Below are 24,610 nucleotides of genomic sequence, written 5' to 3' on the forward strand. Positions count from 1 at the left end.
TGCTTAATTTAAGCCATTTATAAATTTTAGTCTACTTACCATAAATTATAGAAGGTATAAGAAGAACTTAACGTCATTCTACAAACCTATAGTTTATTGCTTTTTTCAAAATAAATGACAAAAATAAAAACACTATCTAAAAACAGATTCTTAAAATCAGCTTTTAAATAGTGTTGTTTGTTTTAGTTAAAGGTAATATATGCTTGTTTACTTCGCTTCAATGAATCTACTACATTTTTTCCAGTCTCATCCCATTCAATCATACGATAATACGCATCGTGGTAAAAAATGAATTTATACTGGTTTTTATAAGCTTCTTTCATCCATTTTTCTTTACTGAATATAGACGTCATTGGATAATCATCGTAAGCCAAGACCCATAAAGGATTTTGATGTGCATGTGTTGGCATGATGTCGGCCATATGCACTAACGTTTCACCATTTTGTGTTAGTTTGATTAATGCATGCCCTACACTGTGTCCTCCAGTGTGGATCATATCAATTCCAGGCACTACTTCAAGCGATTCCTGATACGTAATGATTTGATCCTGAACTGGCTCCCAATTTTCTTTCCAATACGTGCTTTTGGAACGAATATTTGGATTTCTCATTTCATCCCATTCAATCTCGTTAACGTAAATAGCTGCACTTGGAAAAGTAGAAACGAGCTTCTCATTTTCCCAATGTGTTAATCCGCCGGCATGGTCAAAATGTAAATGTGTCATTAATAATACATCAATGTCATTCACGGTCAATCCAAGTTCTGCTAGACTTTCCTTTATCTTTGTCTCTTCCACAACTCCATAATTGCGTCGTTGCTTATCTGATAATTTCCCTTGCCCTACTCCAGCATCAATCAAATAATTCTTATTTTGATATTGGATCAGAATCGAATCCGTTGGTAACTCGATTTGATTTTTTTCATTGACCGGATATTTACGTGACCATAATGGTTTAGGCACTACCCCAAACATTGCTCCTCCATCCATAGAAGTGATTCCACCATCCATCCAAGTTAACTTCATGTCATGAAATACTAAACTATCCATCTTCTTCCTCCTTCTATTAAAAAAAGCGTTTCCATTCATTCCCAATTGATTATACGCAATCTTTCGTATTTATTCAAAATTAAGAAAAACATTTAATAATTTGATCAACAAAAAAAGATTCAAAGTTTTTTACTTTGAACCTTTTTTTAAAGTCGTTTTTAACGTTTAATTCCTAGGATATCTTCTTTTGCATGGATTAACTGCGTGATTTGTTTGCTATATGGTGCTTCAAAACCTCTACGTTCAGATTCTTTTGCTACCATGCCATTCAAAAAGTCGATTTCAGTTGGGCGTTTATTCTTTAAATCTTGATGCATTGATGGATAATGTCCACCAACTTTTTCGGCAATTCCTTTCAAGTAATTAATCGTTTCTTCAACATCTAATGTTACACCTTCCGTTTCTGCTACTCGAGAAAATTCACTAACAATTCCTTGATTTAATTCGTCAATTTGAGCCACATCAAACAATTCTTTGATATTGCAGTCCAATAAAGAACAAAGGGCATTCATTGTTCCATTAACACATGCTTTTCTCCAAGTTGTAAAATGGACATTTGAACTATACACTCCGTTTAGTCCACAATCTGCCATCATTTGAACAACTTGACGTGTACCTTCTTCTTCGTTCTCATCACTATTTTGAACTTCAACAGGACCTTCTCCCATAAAATGCGTTTTCCCAGGTGCGTCTAGACCACCTGTCCACACTGTTGTTCCCATGATGATATTCTTTTTAGGAATATATTCAGAGATGGTATTCGCATGTCCTAATCCATTTAATAAGCACACCACTTTTGTGTCTTCTGTTAACGTGTGTTTGATTTCTTCCAACATATGTCTCAAACCCATTGATTTAGTAAAGATAAAAATAGTATCAAATGTATCCTTGATCTCTTCCGGTTTGCCAATTGAAATATTGATAGTATCTTCTTTGCCATTTACTGTAACTGACAATCCATTTTCTTTAATGGTATTGATATGTTCGTCCCAAAAATCTAATAATGTAACATCATTTCCACCTTTTTGCATCATGTAACCAAATCCACATCCTAAAGCTCCTGAACCTGCAATTGCTATTTTCATTATAAAATTCCTCCAATTTAATTTAACGTATCTTTTGTATTAGTTTGATGCAGGGATAAATTTAAAGATTTCATCCTCATAAACATGTAAGAACTTGCTACATACCAAGTCAATAATATATCCTCCAACGAAAGGAATTACAAAATAGGCTAATAAAACATTTAACAACCCAGTTCCCATATTGAAAGCTTGAATAGGTCCAACTAGTCCCACGATTCCAAAACCAGCTGTTTGCGGAGTTCCATGAATCGTAAGAACATAAACCCCTATACCTGAAACAATGGCATTCAGCACAACAGGAATCATGATTTTTGGGTACTTAATTAAGTTAGGAATCATCATCTTCATAGCACCAAGTAAGATGGCCAAAGTGGTTCCTGTTTGATTAATTCGGATAGAGCCGATAACAAGAATAGCTGTACATGCTGTCACTCCTACTGCTGCAGCACCAGCTCCTAAACCAGATACGCCAATAGCAATTCCAATCGCTACTGTTGAGATCGGTGAAATAATTAATACTGAGAAAGCCACCGAAATCAAAATAGCCATCACTAATGGTTGAAGAGTCGTGAAGCTATTGATTAAATTCCCTATTGTAGAAGTAATCATTCCAACATATGGTAACATAATCAAACCAATTGTTCCTACCCCAGCACCAACAATAATTGGCATCAAGATCAATGTCAATGAGCCTAATTTGCCTTGCAATAAACGGGTAACAAAAACGGCAATAGCAGAAACAAGCATAACATTTATTAAATCTCCGATGCCAACTAATTGAACACCCGTTTCGGTAACTTTATAAGCACCAGATCCTAAGAATGTTGCTGCTCCAATAACGACACTTTCCATTCCGTTCATTTTAAACTGTAAAGCTACAAGCACACCAATAATAGCGGGTGTAATAAATTGCATAACCATAACCACACTTGATAGCAGTGCAAATATAGATCCATAAGGAATAAGAGCTTTAAATATCGACCCTAGTATCGCATTAGCAATCAATCCGATAACAATACCCGATGCCGTTCCTCCTAAAACCTTGTTTAAATAATCTTTACTCGTATATTTTACTGTATCTCCCATTAAACTCAACCTCTCTTGTTTTATTAAATGAATAATTAACCCTTTTTTATATTTGTTAAACTATTCACTAATATTTACTACTAGTTAAATTTATCACAATCTATCTTTCGTTTCAATATAAATATCATATTCTAATTTTTTACTCATCTGTTTTTTTCGCGTAATTGATTGGTATACTTATCTAAACAATCATCTTTCCTATTACAAACAACGTATATAAAGACTCGTTTGAAAGATGACTATGCTTAAAATACCAATTGATTTCAAATACAAATTTAATTTTCCAACTTAATACCCATCTAATTGCTCAACGAATAACAAAACAAACCATTTAATTACCTAATCACTAATAAAAAAATCTATCTGAACATTTTCTTGCATAAAAAAACATTTTATCAAATTTTAAAAGTACTCTCAAATATTAGTCACCTCATCACACAAAAAGAAAGAAAGAAAGAGCAAAATTTAAAAATTGAAGAATTTGCTCTTTCTTGTTTAAAACATTTTACTAATTATTTGATGAAAATGTACCAATTGGCAATTGATCATTTAACAATTCGTCTGATGGATCTAAACTTCTTTTTTGCTTTTTACCGGTTTCCCAATAAAGAATCATAATACCAATTGTTAAAATTAAACTTAAAATATACGTTAGCCTACTCAATCCCATACCTAAGCCAATTGGTTCACTAAATATATAGACCACACAAGCATATAGCATGAATATTCCGGGAAGAAGAGTCACGAAATAGTTTTTATTTTTTAAATATAAATAACGTGTAGAGACTAATAGAGAAATTACTGCCGTAACTTGATTTGCCCAGTTGAAATATCTCCATAAAATATTAAAATCAACTTGCGTTAAGATTAAAGAAATAATGTATAGAGGAATGGTTACCATCAATACTTTTTTCAGTGTATCTTGTTTAATATGCAAGTAATCTGCAGCTATCGTACGTAAACTTCTAAAAGCAGAAAGACCTGAAGAGATTGGCAATACAATTACACCAATAATCGCAACTGTCCCAAAGACACTACCCAACAACATGTAAGATACTTGGTTCACTACAAGTGATGGCGTCCCATTATTGATCATTTGACTGAGTGTTTGTCCATTAAATAAAGACATAGATGCCGCAGCCCAAATCATTGCAATCACACCTTCAGCAATCATCATGCCATAAAAAGTAAAGCGTCCTTCTTTTTCATTTTTAGACGTTCTAGAAACCATTGGCGCTTGTGTAGCATGAAAACCAGATAAAGCTCCACAAGAAATGGTAAAGAATAGCGCAGGAAAAATAGGTGTCCCTTCTGGATTGAAGTTTTGCATCGTCCCTGGTGTTAAGTTTGGTATGCTGTGTCCACCAAAAATCAAGCTCAATCCAATAGCTAGCGTGCTGATAATTAAAATAGCTCCAAAATAAGGATAAACAGCCCCCATTGCTTTATCGATTGGCAAAATGGTTGAAATGAGATAATACATAAAGATTAATCCAATGATTACACCTAATGTTAACCAGTCAGGTGTAATACTTTCAATCAAATTAGCTGGTGAAGTAACGAAAACTGTACCAACTAACATCAGAAGCAGCATAGAAAAAATATTCACCACATGTTTTACCGGTTTCCCTAAGTATTTGCTAGCTAATTCTGGCAAGTGGGCACCATCATTTCGTAAAGAAATCATACCTAGCATATAATCGTGCACTGCTCCTCCTAGAATACAACCTACGATAATCCAAATGTAAGCAACTGGTCCGTAAAGCGCTCCCATTATTGGTCCGAAAATAGGGCCTGTTCCTGCAATATTTAATAATTGAATAATAGCATTTTTAGATTTAGACATTGGGACAAAATCGTAGCCGTCTCTCAATGCTTCTGCAGGCGTTGTACGATCCGGATCAATACCAAAATTCTTTTCAATATACTTTCCATAAATAAAATAACCTAAAATTAATAACGCGATACCACCCAACAACGTAATCATTTTTCCTACCTCCTTATAGTATTAAGCAAAAAATTGGCGTTGCCAATTTTTTTATAGCCCTACTGTACTATAAAAAATGAGGTTTAGGATCCAAATCAAGCTGACATAGCAAAACTGCTAGCTAAAGTGCCCGCCAGCAGTTCTCAAATTCATTTAATCAATGAGCCATTACAATCCTACTTCTTCTTTAAATTGTTTCATATAATGTCTACTTACCGGGATTTTCACTTGATTGCTCATCGTAACGAGAAACGTATGGTTAAACCACGGCTGTATTTCTAGGATCTCTTTCATGTTAAGCAAATAAGAGCGGTGTACTCGCAAAAAAGCATGCCCTTTCACTTTTTCTTCATAGGCGTTTAAAGGTTCAGTCGCAGTGTATTCTTTCTCATCAGTATAGATAGTTGTAATGCCGTTTTCCACAGCGATAGCAATAATGTCTTCGATTTTAACAATGTAGATACGCTCGTCCATTTGAATAGGGATCGTCTTTAAGTATTCTTGTTTGTCCTCCGCTTGCAATTGTACCCGTTCTTTTTGATATCTAGTGTACGCTTTTTGGACAGCATCTTGAATTCGAGGCAATTCAAACGGTTTTAAAACGTAATCCGTTGCATTTAATTCAAATGCTTTTATGGCATATTCATCATAAGCGGTCGCAAAAATAATCATTGGCGGATTCTTTAACTGGTTGATTTTATTCGCTAACGTCAGTCCGCTTTCACTGGTCAAATGAATATCTAAGAAAATCAAATCTATTTCATGCTGCAGCATTTTTTCCAAAGCTTCTTCAATAGATTCGGCTTCAACGATAGCTGTAATTCCTTCACAACGTTCCAATAAATACGCCAGTTCATTTCTAGCTAATGGTTCATCATCCACTATTAAGGTATACATTTTTATCCCTCCATTCCTTGGTAAGGTATCTTGCAAAAAACAACGGTTCCTTGTTCTGAAGATTTAAAGTTCAATTGAGCTTTATCCCCAAATAAACTGATCAGGCGCTTATTTAAATTTTCTAAAGCTGATCCGGTTCCTTTTTCAGAAGTAACACTTTCTTTGCCTAATTTTCCAAGCCTATCCTCTTCTATCCCATAACCATTGTCTTGTACACTTACGAGAATGTCCTGATCCATCTTATTGACCGTTACTTGGACTAGATTATCCACTTTCCGGTTTTTAAATGCATGTTTAAAGGCATTTTCTACCAATATTTGAATCACAAATGGAGGCAATAAAATATTCTTCAACCCATTTTCTATGTTCATTTCGACCTGATAGCGATCTGGAAAGCGCGCTTGTTCCAACTTCATATAAGCTTCTACTTGAAGCAGTTCTTTTTCTAAAGGAATCACATTCGTTCTGGCACCTTGCAGATTAGATCGGAAAAAGGTACTCAACTGCAGCAACATTTCGCGAGCTTTCTCACTATCCACTCGAATCAATGCAGAAATGGTATTGATGGTATTAAAGAAGAAATGTGGGTTTACTTGAGCTTGCAACGATTTGATTTCTGCATCTTGCAATAGTTGACTTTGCAATTCCATTTCGCCAAGTTCAATTTGACTGGAAAATATAGTAGCCAAGCCTTCCGCTAATTGTCTTTCAACAAAGGTCAACTTTGAGGCGTCAGTGAAATACAACTTTAACGTTCCAATCGTTTTTTCCTTTGACTTTAAAGGAATAACGATTGCAGCTTCTAATGGGCAGCCAGGGTGATCACACCCGATTTCTCCATGAGAATGTGCTTCTTTGATCTCTCCCGTTCGCAAAACTTCTTTAGATAAGTTGGTCACTATTTTTTTTGACGGAAAATGATGATCACTGGCTGCACCAACATGTGCTAAAATGCTATCTTTGTTGGTGATGCTTACAGCTGAAACTTTGATCAGCTTCTGAATGATTTTTGCTGCTTGCGTACAGGATTCTTCATTCATGCCCGAACGAAAATAAGGCATCGTTTCATTGGTCAATTGGAAAACATCATGGGTTTGGACGGCTCTTGTCTGTTCTTCCTGCCGCAATGTTGAGTCAATGATCGACAAGAAAATCCCTGTTCCAATACTGTTCGTCAAAATCATGGGCAACCCAATAAATTTGACTAAATTTACAGCTTCTTGGAAGTTTGTACTTAATAAAATAATACACACCATTTGGACAGCTTCCATTGCTGCACCAAAGACGAGTCCCTCTCCAACTTTTGGATAAGTATTTTCCCGAATAGACTTCAACCCATATAACCCGGAAAATAATCCAACTAATATAGATGAAATCACGTAAATATAAGCGTCCATTCCGCCTTGAAGATAGCGGATAGCTCCCGAAATGATTCCTACACTCACACCTATGATCGGTCCTCCTATCAATCCTGAAACACCAATCGTCAATACACGTGTATTAGCCAGCGAAGAATGGGTGGCTAAGTCAGTAAATGGTTGATCGATCATAATTTGATTTCCGTCAATTTCTATACCGGTAAAATTAGAAATAATAGCAAATATTCCGAATACTACAATCAGCTGAACCATCGTACTTGCTCTTCTTCGATTTCCTAAAAGATTTTTAAAATAAGGAATATTCATTAAAATATATGCCAAAATAATAATCAATCCGCCACGTTCAAGCATTAAAATAAATAAGTTGAACATCTTTTCACTTCCTAAAGTTTGATACCTCTAGTTTACCTTACAAAAACCCATTATGCACATAAACAAATAGAGCTCTTCATCAATTGATGCAGAGCTCTACTTGTTTATGCCTCTATTTTTTTTATTGTTCCCTATTATTTCTTGTATTCTAAAATATCTCCAGGTTGACAGTCTAAGGCTTTGCAAATCGCCTCTAAAGTAGAAAAGCGAATTGCCTTTGCTTTTCCATTTTTCAATATTGAAAGATTCGCCATCGTGATGCCAACTTTATTTGAAAGTTCAGTTACGCTCATTTTTCGTTTTGCCAACATTACATCTATATTAATTATAATGGCCATATTCTTCACCTCAAATCAGACTATTAAATTATTTTCTTTTTTTATCTCAATAGCATCTTGTAAAAGTCTTTGAAGAACTGCAGCAAAGATTGCGATAACCAATGATGCAAAAATTGGAACCATTCCGACTAAGATAAGTCCTGGGGCATCATCCATTTGTGCTAAACCAAAAACAAATGGCAATATGCTTACATACACTCAACTGATTACCAATGCACAAACCTTGATTTTCTTTAACGCTTTAACCGAAAAACCTGAGAACGCTTGATTATTGTCAATATAGCTTAACAGTTTAAATGCTTGATATAACGCAATGAAAAACGGTATAGCAGATAGATACATACCCGCTATAATAGGATAGAGTAATTGATCATAATCTGGATTTGCCGGATTGCTCATTAACCAAATCAATCCAAACACACACAATGAAATAACTGGAAGACCAATAAAAAGAACGGCTAACTTTAAAAATAATGTTGGTCCATGTTTCATAAAACAACCTCCCTTGTTTATTATAGTTTGGATTTTAACTTAATATTTATTGTTTATCAATAAATAAATATCTATTTAAGATAAATTTAAGTTATTATAAAAAAATGCATTAGTAACTCGTCCTCTAAGGTTATTTGACTAATTAGTGTGCAAAATATATAGTTTAAATAAGCATCACTCTAAAGTAATACTAAGGAGAATGAACATGGAAACTGAGAAATAAGTAAGGGGAGTTTGCAATTATTTAAGTAGACAATTTATTCAATAAAGGAGAATTTTATATGAATCATTATTTTCATTTGCCAATAGATTCAAAATTAGCACTTGTACAACCTACTGTAGCTTTGGCATCAACACTTTTTGATTTGGTAGATAGTGATAGAAAGCATATCAGACAATTCCTTGACTTTGTCGACGTAACCAAAGATCCAACTGATGAGATTAAGTACATAAATATGAAATTATCCGGTCAAATAAAAGGAACAGATAGGCTATTTTTAATTTCCTATGAAGATAAATTAGTTGGTTCTATTGATTTACATTATATTGATGCTCGTAATAAGAAGGCAGAAATAGGTTATTGGATTCATTCTTCTCAAACTAAAAAAGGAATAATAACTAAATGTGTAAAAAAAGTATGCCAAATAGCTTTCGAAGAAATGGAATTAAATAAACTTTCTATTGTTGCAGACATCAAAAATATAGGCAGTAATGCTGTAGCCTTAAAGAGTGGGTTTTCTTTAGTTGGAGCAGATAAAGGAGACATCATTATGTATGGTGAATCACGTGATATGAACAAATACTCCCTTTTGAAATCTGAATTTCATCTCTAATAACCTAAGTTTTTCAATAGGATATTCTTTGTTTTTTCATTTCATATTGTGTACTTTAATAGCCTTATTAGTTGCACTGTACAAAGACACTTTTCTCACGGCTTTTTCAGTTAAAAAAAATGGATTCGATGACTACTTTGATATTGATTTTATTTACCAACGTCTTACTAATTATATTTAGCATTCTAAAAGAATGAACCTCACAAATTGGTCTTTAATCGATATTTTCGTTATAGTACAATTGGAATAAATCATCTTGAGGTGATAGAAATGGAACACGATATTTTGAATGAAAACATTAGCGAAACGAGTCTTTATCATATTTTATCAGAGGTCACTATTCAAAATAAAGGCAATTCTATGGAGTATATAGAAAAATCAATGGAACGAGATTCAATGTTAATTCAAGCTATTAAAACTGGTAATAAAGAACTATTGAATACAGCAAAAAATTATGTAGCTTCAGAAATAACCCATCCTTATTACTATGCTAACCCGATTATTCATGAAGATATTTTGCGTACACGCAAGAATGGAATGATTATTCGAAATACGTTGTGTAGAATTGGAGCTGCCCTAGGCGGAGTTCCTGCGATTAATTTGCATTTGATATCTGAAAAATATGCACTTCAAATCGAGCAAGCTCCGACACCAGAATATCTCGAATATGTTGTTAGTCCAAAGATGTTTGATGAATTTTGTGACTTAGTGGAAAACTTTTCAACAATCCATTATTCTAATCTGGTTAAAGAAGTCGTTAACTATATTGGTAATCATATTTCGGAAGAAGTAACTGTTACTATTTTATCTGAAACATTCCATGTCAACGATTCCCATTTGGCTCGAAAATTTAAAAAAGAGACCAACTATACTATCAGTGAATACGTCAATCAGCAAAAAATCGAAGCTGCTAAATTATTGTTACAAGGAAAAGAAATGAGTGTTGGAGAAGTCTCCGAGCGTCTAGGCTATAACAGCAGTTCCTACTTTAGTAAGGTTTTCAAAAAATTAACCGGTGAAGCACCTGCTAATTATGCAAATTTAAAAATGCAAATATAGTTCAAATAATTGTATATCTAGTTAATGTCTAGTAAATAAAAAGAGACTATACTTAGTTTACGGAAAAGCGGAAAGCGCTTCCGTAAACTTTTTTTTATAGAAATTTTAAGCTGAGGTGAACGGAACCAAACTAGTCGTACTACTTTAGGTAAATTAAAATCATAAACATCAATGAAATCGCTATCATTACCACTTTTGTTTTTTTTGATTGAACTTAGTTTTATCTTGTGAATAACTTATATTATTATAAATGGAGGTATCATTATGTCAGAAACAAATGCTTTACCAACTAAGAACCAATATCATACAGCCAAATGGTGGCAAATTGTTCTCTTTTCTCTAAATAACGCTTCAACAAATATTTACCTATTTGCATTTGGGTTTGTAACTTATTATTCTACCGGTTTAGTAGGATTATCCGCTCTCTTCATTAGTCAATTATTAGGATATGTTCGTATTTTTGATGGTTTTATCGATCCTGCTTTAGGAATGTTCATTGACAAGACCGAGTCAAAGTTTGGTAAATACCGTCCATTGATGATAATAGGTAACCTTATTACAATTTTGTCATTTGCCGTTCTGTTTACAACACATTTATTACCCGAATCAACCCGTTTAATTGTTTTGATTATCGCCTTACTCGTTCATAAAATTGGTTATTCTCTACAAGCTTCTGTTACAAAAGCCGGTCAATCTGTATTAACAAATGATCCTAAACAACGCCCAATGTTTAACATTGCAGATGGTATTTTCACTATATTTGCATTTACAGGCGGTCAATTTTTCGTTTCAAATTACCTATCACCTAAATACGGTAACAGCTTCACTCTTGGATTCTTCCAAGAATTAGCTATTACAATTGTCATACTATCATTTGTGCTATGTATCTTAGCTGCTATTGGTATCGCAGGTAAGGATAGAAAAGAATATTTTGGGTTAGGTGAAAAAACTAAAAAAACGACGATAAAAGACTATGGTCATATTTTAAAAGGAAATCGTCCATTACAAGTGCTTGCGATGGCCGCAGCTTTTGTTAAATTCGTGGTTCAATTAATGAGTGATCAAGTTGCAATGGTTATCTTATTCGGAATTTTACTTGGAAACTTCAAACTATCTGGACAAATTTCATTAATTACAGTCATTCCCGATCTATTAATCACATTTGGTGCTGTTGCTTTAGCCCGTAAAAAAGGTTTGCGTGGTGCGTACGTCTTATACTTAACATTAGCTGCTGTTTTCTTAGTAGCATTGGGTTTCATGATTTCCACTATGCAACCAGGTGATGTTAATTTTGGTGCTTTAACAATAAAAGCGATACTATTCATTGCTATCTACACACTTGCTCGTGGATTCTCTCGCTCACCTGCTTCTCTAGTTCTTACAATGGGCGCAGACATTAGCGACTACGAAACAAGTGAATCCAGCCGCTACGTCGCTGGTGTTATTGGTACAATTTTCTCACTAACAGATTCTATAGCCTCTTCTCTAGCGCCAATGGTTATTGGTTGGGTCTTAGCTGGAATAGGATTCAGTGAAGTGTATCCTTCACAAGAAACAGCTTTAAATCCTGATTTACGCATGGTTGCCATTCTCTTATTTGCCGTACTTCCTTTCATTGCCATCTCAATCTCATTAGTATTCATGAAGTTCTATAAACTTGATGCTAAAGCGATGGAACAAGTTCAACTAAAAATCGCGAAATTGAAAGAAGATGTCAACTCTGATGGAAAAAATAATTCAGATTCGAATGAAACTCTAAGTAACACAGCATTAGCAGAATCTATCAAGCAACCCTAATAATGAGTTAAGTTACAAGGTATTACAAGAAAAAAAACACGCACTTGTGGACTATTTAGTCCACAAGTGCGTGTTTTTTTTTAGATTTCTTTTGGTCTCATTTCTACATATGAAGAACTAAATTCTAACTTAATTTAGCTCATTCCATTCTTCACGAAGAATTCCGTACTTAATAGAATCCCAATATTAGCCTTGCCAATATCGAACCTTTCTTATTCATCCTTCTAAAGACATTCAACCTTTTTCGCCTACAAGCTTCATTCCTAGCCAGTTCAACTTGTTATGTTCATAAGTCTATTTAGTTTACCTCAAAAAAAGAAAGCGCTATCCTTAAACTAACTAAAGGAGGCCTTTTTATGAAAAGAAAGACAGTTTCTCAGCTCTTAATGCTGGGATTATGCGGAGCAGTATTAGTAGGATGTTCGTCAATTGAGGATACTAAAACTAGCACATCTTCAATTATCAAATCAGAAGATATTGATGCTACTGGCAATGAGAGCAGTTCGACTTCTACTGAAATGAGCAGCAGTTCAACTAATCAAACAGATCAAAAAACACCCTCAGACAAACAAATTGATGTGGTTTCTGAATTGAAAATGAATCCTGACCTTATCTTATTGCCTACTGCTTTCCCAACCACAGATTCCTCTTCAATTACGTCCGATATATTAACTAATGAAAAAGATAACTATAGTGTTAGTTATTTGGATAATCAAGGAGAATTAGCTGAAGTTACTGGAACGGTTTATGAGAACACCGCTTCGGCAAGTGATGAAATGGCTACTTTTTCAAACGGAAAAGTAGTAGAACCACACGAAGAAAGAGGATCCGATTTAGGACACGATATTACTGGATACAGTGAGGGCGCTGCAGGGACTCACTATTTTAGTTGGGAAGAAGGAAACTGGGTCTTTTCTATCCGTTCAGTCAGTGAAGATCAAATGAATAACCCAGGAATAGCCAAAAAAATAGTAGACTATTTAGAAGAACAGTATCTTCCAGCTCCAAATGACAAAGGTATCGTTTATATACACTACCATCAAGGCGGAGAAGAAGTGGATGTAGATATTCGTTGGCAAGACCGTAACATCGTTTACCAGCTGAATACTACAAGAGTCCCATTAGAAGCTCTAGAGATGGTTGTTTCAATGAATCAACCATAAAGCAAAAAAAACAGAACTGCCTACTGAGGAAATTCTGTTTTTTTTTTTTGCTAGTTAAACTGACTAAGTCTATACTTTTATATCTAATTTCAAGTGTATAGTCGCTTTTATTTAAATTTAATTTCTTTTAATCAATCACTATGGTTTCTAAGTTAACTAATTTTGCCCAATCTTGGATTTGTTCTACTGTTAACACCAATGAAACTACTGTATGGTGTCCACCACCAGATTGAATCCATCTTGTTACCCCATCTTTAAAGTTTGGTTTAGGCTTCCATAACACTCGCGCTACTGGCAAATTAGGCGCTTCTTGAGTAGGCACTTCAGCTTCTACAGCATTTATCAATAATCGATAATGAGTTCCCAAATCCAACATTGAAACGACTACTCCACTTCCAGCAGCTCCATCAAAAACTAAACGAGCTGGGTCTTCTTTATCACCAATACCAAGTGGTTGCACAACCACTTTTGGTTTATTACTTGCTAGTGTAGGATCTACCTCAAGCATATGTGATTGTAATATTGTTTCATTGCCTTCGGTTAAATCATATGTGTAATCTTCCATAAAACCTGTTTGCTTATTCTTAGCCATAATTTTCATTAAACGATCTAATGCAGCAGTCTTCCAGTCACCTTCTCCAGCAAAACCATACCCTTCAGCGTTTAAACGTTGGACAGCCATACCAGGTAGTTGTTTCATGCCGTGTAGATCTTCAAAATTCGTTGTAAATGCAGTATATCCACCGGCTTCAAGGAATCTTCGTAAACCAATTTCAATTTTAATTTGCTCTTTTACATGTGATTCATAATACGCTAGTTCATTATTGCCCAATTCAAATTCATATAAATCTTGACAATCTTCATAAGTAGCTTGAATCTCTTCTTCTGTCACTTTCGCCATTTCTGCTACTAAATCACCAATACCATAGTAGTCTACCGTCCAACCGAACTGGATAGCTGCTTCTACTTTATCTCCTTCAGTTACTGCAACATGTCGCATATTATCACCAAAACGTGCAACTTTAATGTTTTGACTTTCGATAAATCCAATAGCTGAATCCATCCACAAGGCAATATCTTGTTGAACGGATTTATTTCCCCAATAGCCTACAACAATTTTATTGTTTTTCTTTAAACGTGCGTTAATAAAACCATATTCCCGATCTCCATGAGCCGATTGATTTAAATTCATAAAATCCATATCAATTGTGTCCCAAGGAATTTTTTCATTAAATTGTGTAGCTAGATGTAATAATGGTTTTTGCAATAATTTTGTACCCGCAATCCACATTTTTGCTGGAGAGAATGTATGCATCCACGTAATTACTCCCGCAACATTATCTTGGTAATTGACTTCTTTCATAACTGTTTTGATTTCATCTGAAGTAGTGACCAAGTCTTTAAATACTAATGAGTAAGATAAAACACCACTTTTATTTAGACCATCAACCATCTTAACAGCGTGCTCTTTAACTTGATTTAATGTTTCTTCTCCGTATAAGTTTTGACTTCCAACAACGAACCAGAATTCTTTAGCATTTGTTTGCAACATTTTAATTAGCTCCCTTATTTTTTAATTTGCCCATAATAAGCATTTTTTCCGTGTTTTCTTTTAAAGTGTTTATCTAGCAATACTTGGTCCATTCGAATATCAAATGCATTTAATTGTAAAGAATGATAGGTCATCTCAGCAACTTGCTCTAGCACTACTGCATTATGAACAGCATTCTCAGCAGATGTTCCCCATGTGAATGGTCCATGGTCATTAACCAATACTCCTGGAACTTCATCAGGTGAAATTCCTTTTTTATTAAACGTTTCAATAATAACCGTTCCAGTCTGTTTTTCATACTCAGTTACGATTTCACTTTCTTTCATTTCCCGTGTTACTGGAATGTCTCCATAAAAGTAATCTCCTTGTGTTGTTCCTGCTATGGGAATAGAACGACCAGCTTGTGCAAATGAAACGGCCCATGGCGAATGAGTATGCACGACGCCTTTTATATTAGGGAACGCCTTATACAATTCAATATGTGTAGCAGTATCACTCGACGGGTTCAGTTCACCCTCAACCACTTGACCTTCCAAGTCCACTACTACCATATCTTCTGGTTTTAAGTAGTCATAGTCAACTCCACTTGGTTTAATCACAACGAGCCCTTTCTCACGATCGATACCACTGACGTTTCCCCAAGTAAATGTAATAAGTTGATATTTTGGCAATAGCATATTAGCTTTATAGACTTCTTCTTTTAATGCATCGAGCATTTTTACCCTCCTCTTATTTATTCCATTCTTTTACTTTAATGATTTAATATACTCTATTTACTTAACGTAGATAATCAACTGCTGCTTGTTCAATTGGTAAGCCTTTTTGATAACGATCAACAAACACTTCGAATCCAGCAACGTCTTCTTTAAGAGGTACAATGGTTGTCCCTTTTTCATCTTTAAATACTTTAGTGTCTAGGAATTCATCCAAAGAATCATTAGTGTTCTTTTCGCGTAGATAAGCAGCCAAAAGAGCAATTCCCCAAGCTCCACCTTCTCCAGCAGTCTCCATGACTGTCACTGGTGCATTCATCACTGATGCCATAATTTGTTGGCCTACCTTTTCAGTTTTAAAAATACCACCATGTCCAACAATTTTATCGATAGTAATTTGTTCTTCTTTCGTCAAAATATCCATTCCGATTTTCATAGCACCAAACGCTGTAAATAAATGCACACGCATAAAGTTAGCAAGTGTAAATTGACTATCGGGTTGACGAACAAATAAAGGTCTACCTTCACTCATGCGTGTAATATTTTCACCAGAATAATATCCATATGACAGTAACCCTCCACCTTCTGGGTCGCCCTTTAACGCTTCGTTAAATAAAAGACTATATAATTCATTTTTTTCCAACTTCATTCCAGCTGCTACAGCGAATTCGGCAAAAATATTTACCCACGCATTTACATCTGACGAACAATTATTAGTATGAACCATACCTACCAAACTTCCTGAAGGAGTCATAACTAAATCAATTTCAGGATGAACATTCTGTAGTTCTTTTTCTAAAACAATCATTGCGAATGCAGAAGTTCCAGCTGAAACATTTCCTGTACGTTCAGCTACACTATTAGTTGCTGTCATACCTGTACCAGCATCTCCTTCTGGTGGACAAAGAGGAATACCCGCTTTTAGATTTCCTGAAGGGTCTAATAATTTTGCGCCTTCATTTGTCAAGATTCCAGCATTATCACCTGCAACTAGAATAGCTGGCAAGATATCTTTAAGGTTCCAATCGTATTCTTGTTCTTTAATCAAATCACTAAATTGCTCCATTGCTTTCTGGTGATAGTTTTTAGTTTTCGTATCAATTGGAAACATTCCTGATGCGTCCCCAACTCCAAGGATTTTTTCACCAGTTAATTTCCAGTGAATGTATCCGGCAAGAGTTGTTAAGTAATCAATCTCATTTACATGTTCTTCTTTATTTAATATCGCTTGATACAAATGAGCGATACTCCAACGTTGTGGGATTGGATAGTTAAAATGTTCAGTCAATTCTTTTTCAGCTTGTTCAGTCATCGCATTTCGCCAAGTTCGGAATGGAACTAATAACTCTTCTTGTCTATCAAATGCCAGATAACCATGCATCATAGCACTAAAACCAATAGAACCTATAGTTGTTAAAACTACATCGTATTGTTCTTGAATATCATTAGCAAGCATTTGATAGCTGTATTGTAAACCCTTCCAAACGTCTTCAAGCGAATATGTCCATATTCCTTCTTCCAAGCGATTTTCCCATTCGTAACTTCCTGATGCGATAGGAAGATGATTTGAATCAATCAATACTGCTTTAATTCTAGTTGATCCAAACTCAATACCAAGAGAAGTTTGATTATTCAAGATATCCTTTTTAATCTTCTCGTAACTGCTTTTCATTTTCGTGTTCACTCCTCGGTTAGTTTACTTAAACATCTAATCAGAAAGCGCTAACATTTCTATACAAGAATTATAACCTTAATGTACGTACACGTCAATAAGTTTCAAATCATTTGTACGTACATTAAGGTTATTTTTTTCCAAAACAGATACCTATTTTTATTTATTTAATTCTTTTCCACCGTTGAAGAACGTTCTATTAATTCTGGTTCATATATAATAGATTGTTGTTTAAAAGAACTTTTTTCAATCGCTTGTATAATCCAACTTGCTGCATCTCTGCCTAATTGTTCTTTAGGGTGATTAATAGACGTCAATTTCGTATCAGTTGCTGTGCTCATAAATGAATTATCATGACTAACTACTGAAATATCTTGAGGTATTTTTTTCCCACTTTTAGAAATACACTTAATAACTTTCATAGCTATCTGATCGTTATAGCAAACAAAAGCAGTTGGAGGATTTTCAAGTTGTAAGATTCGATCAATATTTTTCGGTAATTCTTTTATATTTTCCGTATCAAACGTAACCAGTAAATTACCATCAAATGCCTTATTAACTTTGCTATAAGCCTTAATAAATCCTTTCATTCTATTTTTCCCCTGTAAATCATCTGTTTTTGTTATAACACAAATTTGTGTATGTCCAAGTTCTAATAAATGCGAGGTTAATTTCTCACTTGCTAGCTTGTCATCCATCCTTATTGAAGGTGCATCAAGCTCTTCATAAGAAGCATTAATGAAGACATAAGGAATTCCTCTCTCTTGCATTCGTAAATAATAGTTTAGATTAGGGTTTAGTTCAGCACTTTTTGTAGGTTCAACAATTAGGCCATCGATATTTTTTTCAAGCATCATTTCAAGACTCTTTTTTTCATTATCCACGTTATTTTGAGTACTAGACAATAACAAGGCATATCCTTTTTTACTTAGTTCATCTTCTATCCCTCTAATAATTGATGGAAAAATATAATCAGATAAGTACGTAGTAATAACACCTATTGTCTTTTGCGATGTATCTTTCGCTCCTAGTTGGTATTGATTGCTTACATAAGTTCCTGAACCTTGTTCCCTTTTCAAATAGCCATCATTTACTAATTCCGAGATAGATTGCCGTATAGTATGTCTGCTGACATCAAATTTATCTTTTAATTCTGCTTCCGAAGGTATTTTGCTATCTATAGTGTATTCTCCATTTAAAATGAGTTCTTTCAACTTATTTTTAATCACTATATACTTTGGTTCTTTCCCCATAAGCTCACTCCTCTCCAAACTTGTACGTACATATACTTTACAGGAACTCATATGTAGTTGCAATAATATACAAGTTTATTTCACTGAATTTACAGCTTAACACCATTATATACACACATAAATAATTAACTAATCAAATCAATTTAAATAACTTTTGTACTTTTAAATTTCATCCTAATACTTTTAACCTATTTCAAAGTATTAGGATGATTAAAATAAAATAAAGCAGTCATGTCAACTTTTTAACTGTTGTCATAACTGCTTTAGTCAATTGGAAAAATTCATTTAACTATTATCAATGTGACCTTTTATATTTTTTAATAGCTTTATTTATAACATTGTTTTCAACTTATTGTAGATCGCTTGAGCATTCAATATCTCATAATCCTCATTGTCAATTAATCTATAAGGTACTTTTTTATAGTTAAGCAACTCTTCTAATCTAGAGATCTCATATTGTGATTGAGGACCCATTAATAGAGCATCAATTTTTTGTTCTTTTATAATGCTTTCTACAATGATCGCAGGTGCTGAATAGATATGATAATCCTTTTCCTCTTCTTCTATAAGCTTTTGAATATTCTTTACAAGTAATCCTGTAGTAATTCCTGCTGTACATACAAGAAGGATTGTTTTACTTTCCAAAAGTTATCAACTCCTAAAATATTGTGTTTTATACTGCTTTTCTTTTTCTACTATAGACATCAAATGCAACAGCAAGTAATAGTATCAAACCTTTTATAGCTTGTTGCCAATCGATTCCTACTCCCATAATAGACATTCCGTTATTCAGAATACCCATTATCAATCCACCGATAACCGCTCCTAGAATTGTACCAATACCACCTGAAGCTGATGCCCCACCTATATATACTGCTGCAATAGCATCTAATTCGAATCCATTACCAGCATTTGGAGTAGCTGCATTCAGTCTTGAAGCTACTATTAATCCAGCCAATGCAGATAAAACTCCCATATTCACAAAAATCCAAAAAGTAAGTTTCTTTGTTTTTACACCAGATAATTCAGCTGCTTTTCGATTTCCACCTATAGCATATATTTGTCTTCCAAGTGTTGATTTTGTTGTTATAAATCCGTAAACCATGATTAAGATAGCTAACAGAATTAAAATAACGGGATAACCTTGATAAGATGCTAATACAAAAGTTAATAACATGATTGAAGCAAACATAATGCCCACTTTAATCATAAACCATACTGTAGATTCAACTTCAAAAAGATTATCTTTCTTTCTTTTGCGAGCTTTCCACATATTCCATACTGTAATCAATGATAAAATCAATCCTATTAAGATTGAAGTCATATGCAATTCGCCATTACTGATAAAATCAGGTATGTAGCCTGAACTTAATTTTGTGAAAACTGTTGGAAAAGGTGCCAGTGTTGTTCCTCCAAGAATAACCTGAGTTAAACCTCTGAAGGAGAGTAGCCCAGCTAATGTGACAATAAACGCAGGAATACCAATATATGAAACCCAAAAACCATTCCAAGCTCCAATTAATCCACCAATTAATAACGAAGCTACAATAGCGATCATCGGATTCCATTGCCATTGAACCATCATAACGGCAGAGGCTGCTCCAACAAAAGCTACTACTGAACCTACCGATAAATCAACGTCTCCTAGCAAGATAACCAACAACATACCTATAGCCAAAACTAGCACATGACTATTTTGTAGAATCAAGTTAGTAATATTTAAAGGTTTCCAGAGAATTCCATCTGTCAAAAGTTGAAAAGCTATTAAGATAGCTATTAAAATAAAAATCATACTATATTTACTAAGTATATCCAATGCTAAATCTTTGGTTGTTTTTTTCTCTCTATTATTTTCGATTAATTCTGTTTTTTTTCCTTTTGCTTGTTCCATTTAAATCTTTGCCTCCTCAGCAGTCATCAATTTCATTAAATCTTCTTGTGAAGTTCCTTCTTTAGGAATATTACCTGTAAAACGGCCTGCATTCATTGTGTAAATTCTGTCACACATACCTAATATTTCAGGTAATTCTGACGAAATTATACAAATAGCTTTTCCTTCACTTGCCATCTGTTCAATAATAGAATAGATTTCAAATTTTGCTCCTACATCGATACCGCGAGTAGGCTCATCAAGAAAGAGAATATCTGGTTCAGACATTAACCACTTGCCTAAGACGACTTTTTGTTGATTTCCTCCACTTAAACTTCCTACATTTTGATAAACGTCCTTTGTTTTTATTCGCATATTATCTCGATATTTCTCAGCCTCAATAATTTCTTTTTCTTTATCTATAACACCTTTGGTCGAAATTTTAGCTAAGCTTGCTATTGTAATATTTTCTTTAATATCTTGTAATAAGTTCAAACCATAATGTTTTCTATCTTCTGAAAGATAAGCGATACGATTTTTAATCGCATCAGACACATTATTCACTTTAATATTTTTACCGTCTTTTATAATTTCTCCACTGATGTTGGTTCCATAAGACTTGCCAAACAAACTCATAGCAAATTCTGTTCTGCCTGCTCCCATTAGTCCAGCTATACCTACTATTTCACCAGCATTAATGTAGAACTCAAGATCATTGTTCACCTTTCGCGTCGTATCGAGAGGATGATAGACATTCCAATTCTTCACTTCAAATATTTTTTCTCCTATATTAGGTTTTCTATCAGGATACCTGTTGGTTAAATCTCTCCCAACCATCCCTTTGATAATACGATTTTCTTCAATTTGATCATTTGACAATGTTTCAATTGCTTTTCCATCTCGAATAATAGTTACATTATCCGCAATAGCTGTTATTTCATTTAATTTGTGAGAGATAATAATAGATGTTATTCCTTGCTTCTTAAATTCTTTGATAAGTTCTAGTAGGTTTTCACTATCATCTTCGTTTAGAGCTGCTGTCGGTTCATCCAATATTAGTAATTGAACATTCTTAGAAAAAGCCTTTGCTATTTCGACTAACTGTTGTTGTCCGACTCCTAATTGAGTGACTAAAGCATTTGGTGAGATAGATAAACCAACTGTATTCAATAGATTTTTAGCTTTCTTTTCAGTTAAATTCCAATCAATAATGCCTCTTTTTGATTGTTCGTTTCCCAAAAAAATATTTTCTTTTACTGACAAATAGGGAATAAGTGCTAATTCTTGATGAATAATTACAATTCCTTTTTGCTCACTGTCAGATATCGATTTAAATTGACTAACTTCACCATTATAAATGATATCTCCCGAGTAATCTCCAAATGGATACACACCACTTAAAACCTTCATAAGTGTTGATTTTCCTGCTCCATTTTCTCCACACAAAGCATGGATTTCTCCTTTTTTCACTTTAAGGTTCACATTATCTAACGCTTTTACTCCTGAAAAATCTTTTGTAATATTTTTCATTTCTAATACTATATCAGACACTTAATCACTCCTAATCTTATTCTGGATCTTATTCATCGAATTTTGTTTAAGATCCAGAATAACATGTTAGTTATTAGTTAGTTATTATTTACCAATTTCATCTTCTGTGTAATATTTACTATCAATTAAAGCTTCTTTATAATTATTAACATCTACTGAAACAGGTTCTACAGTAAAAGTAGGTACTACTTTTACTCCATTGTCATAAGTTTCTGTATCATTAACTTCTACTTCTTTATCATTGACAATAGATTCAATCATATCGATTGTTACAGAAGCTAGTGTTCTAGTATCTTTAAAAATAGTTTGAGTTTGTTCACCGGCTACCATTGATTTGATTGCTGGTAAGTTTGCATCTTGTCCTGTAATAACAGGTAATGGTTTGCTATCTGTACCATAACCTACACCTTTTAATGATGAAATAATTCCTAAACTAATTGGATCATATGGTGATAGTACGGCATCGATTGTTGCATCAGTATAATTAGCACTTAAAAGATTATCCATACGTGCTTGTGCAGTTGCACCGTCCCAACGTAATGTTGCAATTTGATTAAATTTAGTTTGTCCACTTGGAACAACTAATTGTCCATTTTCAAGGTATGGTTTAAAGACAGACATTACTCCATCAAAGTTAATGACAGCATTATTATCATCTGGTGATCCACCAAATAATTCAATATTAAAAGGACCTTTTCCATCTTTTAATCCTAACGCATCTTCAATATAAGATGCACCTAACACACCAACACCAAAGTTATCGAATGTTGCGTAGTAATCTACATTTTCACTGTTCATAAGTAATCTATCATAAGCAACAACTTCAATACCTTCAGCTTTAGCTTTTTGCAATACATCTGTTAATGCTGATCCATCAACGGAAGCGATTACAAGAACATCTACACCTTTTGTAATCATATTTTCAATTTGAGATACTTGATTACCTACAACGTCTTCAGCATATTGCAAGTCTGTTTTATATCCTAAGTCTTCTAATTCTGTAACCATGTTATTTCCATCATCAATCCATCGTTCTGCTGACTGTGTAGGCATGGAAATACCTATGTATGCTTTTGATTCCTTTTCTTCAGTACCTCCACATGCTGCTAATAGTACGACTGACATTAATCCGATGAAAGTTAAAACTAATTTTTTGAAATTTTTTATAGTCATTTTTAATTTCTCCTCACTAATTTTTTGTTTAACATTTATTCTATTTAATCAGTTCAAGCCATTACTAAATTAGTTACTTTAAAGAGTGCTTTTCTCCATTTACCACCTCTTCTATTTTAGATGTCATTTTTATAACGTATTCATTAAAAAATATAACAAGTCAACTCTTATTGCTTATCATATCATCTTAATTCTCCTCGTTTTTTATTTTAATAGCGCTTTCATAAAAATAGTATAACTCACTTATACGTACATGTAAACATTTTTTGTTATTATGTACGTATAAATTTATTTTAATTGGATACGGTTTCTTTAATGGCAACTATAGCAACAAAAAAAGAATTATCTCTCAAAGACAATTCTTTTTTTTGCTTCCTATAGTTTATCTTTTATTTTATTCACAATGCCCTTTGTTGGAGTTGTTGCTGGTTCAATATCAATTGATTTCTGAACCATTTCATGTCGTTCTCCTAGATTCTCATCGATCTTTTTATTCCACAATTCTTTTTGTCTTTTTTTAACGATTGACTCCATTGCCTTAGGAATGACATTCCGATATTCATTCGTTTCACCAGTCATTACTTTAATAGCTTCTTTAATAAGCCCTTCCGGATCAAATTGTTCATACGGGAATGCTAGTTGTGTATAGTCGAAAAGACGCTCTTCTGGATTATCTCTCCAAATTCTCCAAGCTTCGAACTCGCGGTCATTAAAGCCCGTCAAGTAAGGTCCAGGGTTAATAGTTGCGACTTGTACATTAAACTCCTGAAGTTCTTTACTCAAAGACTCAGCAAATGCTTCTAATGTGAATTTTGATCCGCCATAAGGTCCTGAAAATGGATCTGCCATCAAGCCAGAAACAGAAGACATAAACACGATTTTTCCCCTTTGTTTCTTAACCATTGCTTTGGCAATTTTTTGAGTCAATAAGATTGGTCCAAATACATTTACTTCAAATTGATTACGCAATTGTTTTTCTGGTATATCTGTCAACGATCCACCTTCTGAAACTCCGGCATTATTCAATAATACGTCAATATCCCAGCTCCATGCTCTTTCTCTATCTGCAGGATCAGTTACGTCTAATTTTTCAACTTGTATCTCAATGTTGTTTTCTTTTGCTTCTTTTATAAGAGCAGACACTTCCGACATCGTTTCAACCCCAGCGATAACTTTTTTCCCCTGTTCCGCTAGACCTAATGCAATCCCTTTTCCAAATCCTGTACCTGCACCCGTAATTAAATACGTTTCTTGTACCATATACTATTCCTCCTAAAAGATTTAATAGA

General features: G+C 34.0%; 20 protein-coding genes and 1 pseudogene. 4 read left to right on the forward strand and 17 right to left on the reverse strand.

The features are described 5' to 3' along the window. Positions 1 to 182: 182 nt before the first annotated feature. From CAT7_RS03205 to CAT7_RS12505, 8 genes and pseudogenes are all read right to left on the reverse strand, one after another. A complete protein-coding gene (locus CAT7_RS03205; RefSeq protein WP_007721929.1) occupies positions 183 to 1,049 on the reverse strand; it encodes a YtnP family quorum-quenching lactonase in 867 nt (288 codons plus the stop codon). A 158-nt stretch (positions 1,050 to 1,207) separates the two neighbouring features. After that, the gene (locus tag CAT7_RS03210) at positions 1,208 to 2,134 is read right to left on the reverse strand and encodes a 2-dehydropantoate 2-reductase (protein WP_007721931.1); all 927 of its coding nucleotides are present in this window, start codon (positions 2,132 to 2,134) and stop codon (positions 1,208 to 1,210) included. 39 nt (positions 2,135 to 2,173) lie between these two features. Then, on the reverse strand, positions 2,174 to 3,220 hold the full coding sequence (locus tag CAT7_RS03215; protein ID WP_007721933.1) for a PTS transporter subunit IIC: 1,047 nt from the start codon (positions 3,218 to 3,220) through the stop codon (positions 2,174 to 2,176). Positions 3,221 to 3,728: 508 nt separating this feature from the next. Then, on the reverse strand, positions 3,729 to 5,207 hold the full coding sequence (locus CAT7_RS03220; protein ID WP_007721935.1) for a carbon starvation CstA family protein: 1,479 nt from the start codon (positions 5,205 to 5,207) through the stop codon (positions 3,729 to 3,731). Positions 5,208 to 5,375: 168 nt separating this feature from the next. Beyond that, positions 5,376 to 6,104, reverse strand: a complete 729-nt coding sequence (locus CAT7_RS03225; protein WP_007721936.1) for a LytTR family transcriptional regulator DNA-binding domain-containing protein — start codon at positions 6,102 to 6,104, stop codon at positions 5,376 to 5,378. 2 nt (positions 6,105 to 6,106) lie between these two features. Beyond that, positions 6,107 to 7,855: a sensor histidine kinase gene (locus CAT7_RS03230; protein WP_007721938.1), complete on the reverse strand. Its 1,749-nt coding sequence runs from the start codon at positions 7,853 to 7,855 to the stop codon at positions 6,107 to 6,109. Positions 7,856 to 7,989: 134 nt separating this feature from the next. Beyond that, entirely contained in the window at positions 7,990 to 8,193 is a 204-nt protein-coding gene (locus tag CAT7_RS03235; RefSeq protein ID WP_007721940.1) for a helix-turn-helix domain-containing protein, read from the reverse strand. A 15-nt stretch (positions 8,194 to 8,208) separates the two neighbouring features. Continuing rightward, a pseudogene (locus CAT7_RS12505) lies at positions 8,209 to 8,685 on the reverse strand (DUF2975 domain-containing protein). Between the two features lie 281 nt (positions 8,686 to 8,966). On the opposite strand from CAT7_RS12505, the gene CAT7_RS03245 reads away from it, so the two are divergent. The 4 genes from CAT7_RS03245 to CAT7_RS03260 all read left to right on the forward strand — a co-directional run bounded on the left by CAT7_RS03245 (position 8,967) and on the right by CAT7_RS03260 (position 13,537). Continuing rightward, on the forward strand, positions 8,967 to 9,518 hold the full coding sequence (locus CAT7_RS03245) for a GNAT family N-acetyltransferase (protein WP_007721946.1): 552 nt from the start codon (positions 8,967 to 8,969) through the stop codon (positions 9,516 to 9,518). A 270-nt stretch (positions 9,519 to 9,788) separates the two neighbouring features. Then, positions 9,789 to 10,577, forward strand: coding sequence for a helix-turn-helix domain-containing protein (locus CAT7_RS03250; RefSeq protein ID WP_007721948.1), 789 nt, complete (start codon positions 9,789 to 9,791; stop codon positions 10,575 to 10,577). Between the two features lie 264 nt (positions 10,578 to 10,841). Next, entirely contained in the window at positions 10,842 to 12,374 is a 1,533-nt protein-coding gene (locus tag CAT7_RS03255; protein WP_007721950.1) for an MFS transporter, read from the forward strand. A 356-nt stretch (positions 12,375 to 12,730) separates the two neighbouring features. Next, on the forward strand, positions 12,731 to 13,537 hold the full coding sequence (locus CAT7_RS03260) for a hypothetical protein (RefSeq protein WP_007721952.1): 807 nt from the start codon (positions 12,731 to 12,733) through the stop codon (positions 13,535 to 13,537). Positions 13,538 to 13,664: 127 nt separating this feature from the next. Here the strand turns inward: CAT7_RS03260 and araA are convergent, their stop codons facing one another. From araA to CAT7_RS03305, 9 genes are all read right to left on the reverse strand, one after another. Further along, positions 13,665 to 15,089 (reverse strand): L-arabinose isomerase, encoded by a 1,425-nt coding sequence (gene araA / locus CAT7_RS03265; RefSeq protein ID WP_007721954.1) that lies wholly within the window; start codon positions 15,087 to 15,089, stop codon positions 13,665 to 13,667. Between the two features lie 14 nt (positions 15,090 to 15,103). After that, a complete protein-coding gene (locus CAT7_RS03270) occupies positions 15,104 to 15,805 on the reverse strand; it encodes an L-ribulose-5-phosphate 4-epimerase (RefSeq protein ID WP_007721955.1) in 702 nt (233 codons plus the stop codon). 61 nt (positions 15,806 to 15,866) lie between these two features. Continuing rightward, the gene (locus CAT7_RS03275; protein WP_007721956.1) at positions 15,867 to 17,474 is read right to left on the reverse strand and encodes a xylulokinase; all 1,608 of its coding nucleotides are present in this window, start codon (positions 17,472 to 17,474) and stop codon (positions 15,867 to 15,869) included. A 167-nt stretch (positions 17,475 to 17,641) separates the two neighbouring features. After that, complete coding sequence (locus CAT7_RS03280; RefSeq protein WP_007721957.1) at positions 17,642 to 18,727, reverse strand: GntR family transcriptional regulator; 1,086 nt, start codon at positions 18,725 to 18,727, stop codon at positions 17,642 to 17,644. A gap of 330 nt (positions 18,728 to 19,057) precedes the next feature. Then, entirely contained in the window at positions 19,058 to 19,372 is a 315-nt protein-coding gene (locus CAT7_RS03285; protein WP_007721958.1) for a PTS sugar transporter subunit IIB, read from the reverse strand. A gap of 28 nt (positions 19,373 to 19,400) precedes the next feature. Then, the gene (gene mmsB, locus CAT7_RS03290) at positions 19,401 to 20,618 is read right to left on the reverse strand and encodes a multiple monosaccharide ABC transporter permease (RefSeq protein WP_007721959.1); all 1,218 of its coding nucleotides are present in this window, start codon (positions 20,616 to 20,618) and stop codon (positions 19,401 to 19,403) included. After that, complete coding sequence (mmsA, locus tag CAT7_RS03295; RefSeq protein ID WP_007721960.1) at positions 20,619 to 22,148, reverse strand: multiple monosaccharide ABC transporter ATP-binding protein; 1,530 nt, start codon at positions 22,146 to 22,148, stop codon at positions 20,619 to 20,621. 84 nt (positions 22,149 to 22,232) lie between these two features. Further along, positions 22,233 to 23,315 carry a multiple monosaccharide ABC transporter substrate-binding protein gene (gene chvE, locus CAT7_RS03300; RefSeq protein WP_442852115.1) on the reverse strand — a complete coding sequence of 361 codons (1,083 nt, stop codon included), beginning with the start codon at positions 23,313 to 23,315 and terminating at the stop codon, positions 22,233 to 22,235. A gap of 381 nt (positions 23,316 to 23,696) precedes the next feature. After that, positions 23,697 to 24,581, reverse strand: coding sequence for an SDR family oxidoreductase (locus CAT7_RS03305; RefSeq protein WP_007721963.1), 885 nt, complete (start codon positions 24,579 to 24,581; stop codon positions 23,697 to 23,699). Positions 24,582 to 24,610 lie beyond the last annotated feature (29 nt).

It is taken from the genome of Carnobacterium sp. AT7 (assembly GCF_000171855.1).
GTDB classification, from domain to species: domain Bacteria; phylum Bacillota; class Bacilli; order Lactobacillales; family Carnobacteriaceae; genus Carnobacterium_B; species Carnobacterium_B jeotgali.

Bases quoted from the DNA above. Each gene is read 5' to 3' on its own strand.
- CAT7_RS03205 (WP_007721929.1), bottom strand. From the start codon at position 1,049: ATGGATAGTTTAGTATTTCATGACATGAAGTTAACTTGGATGGATGGT.
- CAT7_RS03210 (WP_007721931.1), bottom strand. From the start codon at position 2,134: ATGAAAATAGCAATTGCAGGTTCAGGAGCTTTAGGATGTGGATTTGGT.
- CAT7_RS03215 (WP_007721933.1), bottom strand. From the start codon at position 3,220: ATGGGAGATACAGTAAAATATACGAGTAAAGATTATTTAAACAAGGTT.
- CAT7_RS03220 (WP_007721935.1), bottom strand. From the start codon at position 5,207: ATGATTACGTTGTTGGGTGGTATCGCGTTATTAATTTTAGGTTATTTT.
- CAT7_RS03225 (WP_007721936.1), bottom strand. From the start codon at position 6,104: ATGTATACCTTAATAGTGGATGATGAACCATTAGCTAGAAATGAACTG.
- CAT7_RS03230 (WP_007721938.1), bottom strand. From the start codon at position 7,855: ATGTTCAACTTATTTATTTTAATGCTTGAACGTGGCGGATTGATTATT.
- CAT7_RS03235 (WP_007721940.1), bottom strand. From the start codon at position 8,193: ATGGCCATTATAATTAATATAGATGTAATGTTGGCAAAACGAAAAATG.
- CAT7_RS03245 (WP_007721946.1), top strand. From the start codon at position 8,967: ATGAATCATTATTTTCATTTGCCAATAGATTCAAAATTAGCACTTGTA.
- CAT7_RS03250 (WP_007721948.1), top strand. From the start codon at position 9,789: ATGGAACACGATATTTTGAATGAAAACATTAGCGAAACGAGTCTTTAT.
- CAT7_RS03255 (WP_007721950.1), top strand. From the start codon at position 10,842: ATGTCAGAAACAAATGCTTTACCAACTAAGAACCAATATCATACAGCC.
- CAT7_RS03260 (WP_007721952.1), top strand. From the start codon at position 12,731: ATGAAAAGAAAGACAGTTTCTCAGCTCTTAATGCTGGGATTATGCGGA.
- araA (WP_007721954.1), bottom strand. From the start codon at position 15,089: ATGTTGCAAACAAATGCTAAAGAATTCTGGTTCGTTGTTGGAAGTCAA.
- CAT7_RS03270 (WP_007721955.1), bottom strand. From the start codon at position 15,805: ATGCTCGATGCATTAAAAGAAGAAGTCTATAAAGCTAATATGCTATTG.
- CAT7_RS03275 (WP_007721956.1), bottom strand. From the start codon at position 17,474: ATGAAAAGCAGTTACGAGAAGATTAAAAAGGATATCTTGAATAATCAA.
- CAT7_RS03280 (WP_007721957.1), bottom strand. From the start codon at position 18,727: ATGGGGAAAGAACCAAAGTATATAGTGATTAAAAATAAGTTGAAAGAA.
- mmsB (WP_007721959.1), bottom strand. From the start codon at position 20,618: ATGGAACAAGCAAAAGGAAAAAAAACAGAATTAATCGAAAATAATAGA.
- CAT7_RS03305 (WP_007721963.1), bottom strand. From the start codon at position 24,581: ATGGTACAAGAAACGTATTTAATTACGGGTGCAGGTACAGGATTTGGA.